Origin of the sequence: Clostridium sp. CAG:221 (assembly GCA_000435835.1) — a bacterium.
Lineage (GTDB): Bacteria > Bacillota > Clostridia > Clostridiales > Clostridiaceae > Clostridium.
On the sequence record FR883368.1, the window covers coordinates 1 to 3,134 of the forward strand.

General features: G+C 28.0%; 3 protein-coding genes. All 3 read right to left on the reverse strand.

Annotation, left to right across the window (positions count from 1 at the left end; translation table 11 throughout):
- The coding region (locus Q5O44_RS02270; RefSeq protein WP_302637155.1) for an IS256 family transposase at nucleotides 1-1,118 on the reverse strand (1,118 nt) is incomplete at its 3' end.
- Nucleotides 1,119-1,454: 336 nt separating this feature from the next.
- Nucleotides 1,455-1,727: a sugar phosphate nucleotidyltransferase gene (locus tag Q5O44_RS02275; RefSeq protein WP_022166765.1), complete on the reverse strand. Its 273-nt coding sequence runs from the start codon at nucleotides 1,725-1,727 to the stop codon at nucleotides 1,455-1,457.
- A 70-nt stretch (nucleotides 1,728-1,797) separates the two neighbouring features.
- Nucleotides 1,798-2,559, reverse strand: a complete 762-nt coding sequence (locus Q5O44_RS02280; protein WP_022166766.1) for a DUF3298 and DUF4163 domain-containing protein — start codon at nucleotides 2,557-2,559, stop codon at nucleotides 1,798-1,800.
- Nucleotides 2,560-3,134 lie beyond the last annotated feature (575 nt).

A 3,134-nucleotide genomic window follows, 5' to 3' on the forward strand; every position in this document is an offset into this window, starting at 1 on the left:
CATTTATTCAATGATTCATCAGTTGGAAAAATGGTTCTTACTTTAGTAAACTTTCTAACCTGTCTGTTAAAGCCTTCTAGAACATTAGTAGTATATATAAGTTTTCGTATTTGAGGTGAAAATTTGAAGAAAGTATCGAGATTATTCCAATTATTATACCAAGAATCTATTACCATTCCATAATTACTTCCCCATTTTTCCTTTAGGTTATCTAGCTGCGCTAACGCAAGTTCCTCTGTAGTAGCCTTGTATACCTCTTTTAAATCTTTCATAAAAGCTTTTTTGTCCTTTGATGCTATGTATTTTATTGAATTTCTTATTTGATGAACTATACATGTTTGTATATCAACTGTTGGAAATACTGTTTTAATAGCTTGGGGTAATCCTTTTAATCCATCCATACATGCAATAAGTATCTTCTTTACTCCACGATTTTTTAAGTCATTACATATACTTAACCAGAACTTAGCACCTTCTGCTTCATCTACCCATATGCCAAGAATATCTTTATATCCTTCAAGTGTATAACCTAGACATATATATACAGCTTTATTAACTATTTTCCCATTACTTCTAACTTTAAAGTACATAGCATCTAAATATACTATTGGATATATTTCATCTAACATTCTGTTTTGCCATTCGGTAGCGGTAGCTATGACCTTGTCAGTTATTTTTGAAATCATTGATGGTGATAGTGTTATACCATATAAATCTTCAACTTCAGCTTGAATATCACGTGTACTCATACCTTTTGCATACAAAGATATAATCTTTTTATCTAATTCATTACATACAGTTTCATATTTCTTTATAATTTGTGGTTCAAATTCTGCTTTTCGATCTCGTGGTACGTCGAGATCGACGTCACCAAATGAACTTCTTAGTGTTTTCTTGCTATAACCATTTCTATAATTTCTATCATCTTGATCTATATCAGTTTGACGATCGTATTTGTCACGGCCTAAATGCTCGCCCATTTCAACTTCTAATATATTTTCCAATACATCTTTAATTAATCTCTGAACTAATCCATCTTTTCCAATAACATCATCGATTGTTTTACATTTTTTCACTTCTTCATTGTAATCAAAGTTAATATCATCTTTTTTTGTCATAAAAATTCCTCCTACAAATTTTTAAGTATATTATTCCATTTCTACCAACTAATCATACAAAAAAGACTGCTGATAGAATTGATATTACACAATTCTTTCAACAGTCCCTACCCAAGTAACTTAATCAGGTATTAAAATCATACCTAATAATTTTACTCATGTATCAAAACAATACCTTATTAATTTAAATAGGTATCAATTTAATACCTATTTATTTTTAAATTATATCCTCTTCTTAATGAAAATAAAAAGACTTAAACCAAAGTATTTATTGATTTAAGCCTTTATATTACTAAGTTATCTTTTCCTTATTATGTATCAGAACTCTTAACCTATTTAGTTATATATTGCTGTTTCCTTATTGGCAGGCTCCGTAAATATATTGTCAGAATTAATATATGATAACTCTTTTTTTATTTTATCTAAATAATCTGTATTAGTTACCACATAGATATTATCCTTATTAATTAAGGGAGTAATTCTTTCAACTGTATTTTCTAAAAAACTTTTGTTATTTATAATCTTTAAAAACTGCTTTGGTTTATTCATTCTTGATAAAGGATATAACCTAGTGCCTTTTCCCCCAGCTAAAATTAGCGCGTATATCACACACTTCAACTCCATGTAATGCTATAGTTCATTATATGAATGTTAAAAAAATATTGTTCCTTAACTTCCTTTATAATAAGGCACTTCTTATTGTGTATGGTTTTAATTCATATTTAAGACCCTTTTGATCAAACTTTTCAACAGGTATATAAAACTCAGGAATTCCTGTAACATAAGGTGCAATTTCATAAACCTGAAAATATATTACAACATTACCTGAACTTATATAAAATCCTTGGTTTTCACTAACACCTTTAAATCCATCCTTACCATTAAAATACTTATCTTTATCCATTTGTATTGCATTTGCAATCTCAAAATTAATTACTTTCTTATAATCATATCCACTTTTAAATAAATCACTTAATTGAAGCTCTTTTCCTGTTTTATTATCCACACTATAAGAAAGTCTAGTAGTTATTCCATGAGCTCCTCCTGTAAACTGATAATAATCTATATAAAAACTAGTTATATTTTGACTATTAGTAACCTTATATCGACTATAAAGTTGATACGGACCTATTTGTGGAGGTACTAACCCCTTAAAGTATTCATCAGAAATCTTTTTCACATCATTTATCCAATCTTCTGTCCACTTTATAATCTTATTATTTAGTTTCTCTATATTAGGGTTACCCTCATTGTTTTCTATTACTGGAATAATTACATCAATAATAAGATAATCATTTTCACTTTTATACTTTTTATCCACAACCTTATACTTTTCTGTATAATTATTTAATGCACAATCTATTAACACCCCCTGTGGATAACTTGTTAACAATAGTAAAACTCCACAAGTCAGTAGAATAGCCTTTTTTAGACATTGCATATACCTTTCACCCCTTATCTTTCGATACTTTTCTAACCTTTTCTATTATTATCTACAAATATCTAAATTATTATTAACATATATATCAACAACTTTTTCACAACTTATCCACAACCACCTGTGGATTATGTGTGTAACTTCCAATCTTTTATATATAATCAATGATTTTACTATTTAAAACTTTATTTAATTTGTTTATACTTATTATCAAAATTATCCACATATTTATCCACATTTTATAAATTTCAGTGGAAAACTTCGTATATTAGAAAGGCTCTGGGGATTACTAAATTTCATTAAGAATTTCTATTATCAATTCAGCAAATCCTGCTAAAAATTTATAACTCGCTACGCTCAGACAAATAAATTTTCTTAACGCAGTCTTCACTGAATTAATAATGAAATACTAAAATTCATTTAGATATTCACTCCACTTTTACAATATGGCTATCTCTAAAGGAAACAATTCTTAATTTTTCATTTTTAATTTCTAAAGCTCTGTGAGTTTTTTTCCTTAATTCATCATTCATAATTCATCAGTACAAAAGTGGCTTCGCCACGCTCCCTTCGGGAAT

Bases quoted from the DNA above. Each gene is read 5' to 3' on its own strand.
- Q5O44_RS02280 (WP_022166766.1), bottom strand. From the start codon at position 2,559: ATGCAATGTCTAAAAAAGGCTATTCTACTGACTTGTGGAGTTTTACTA.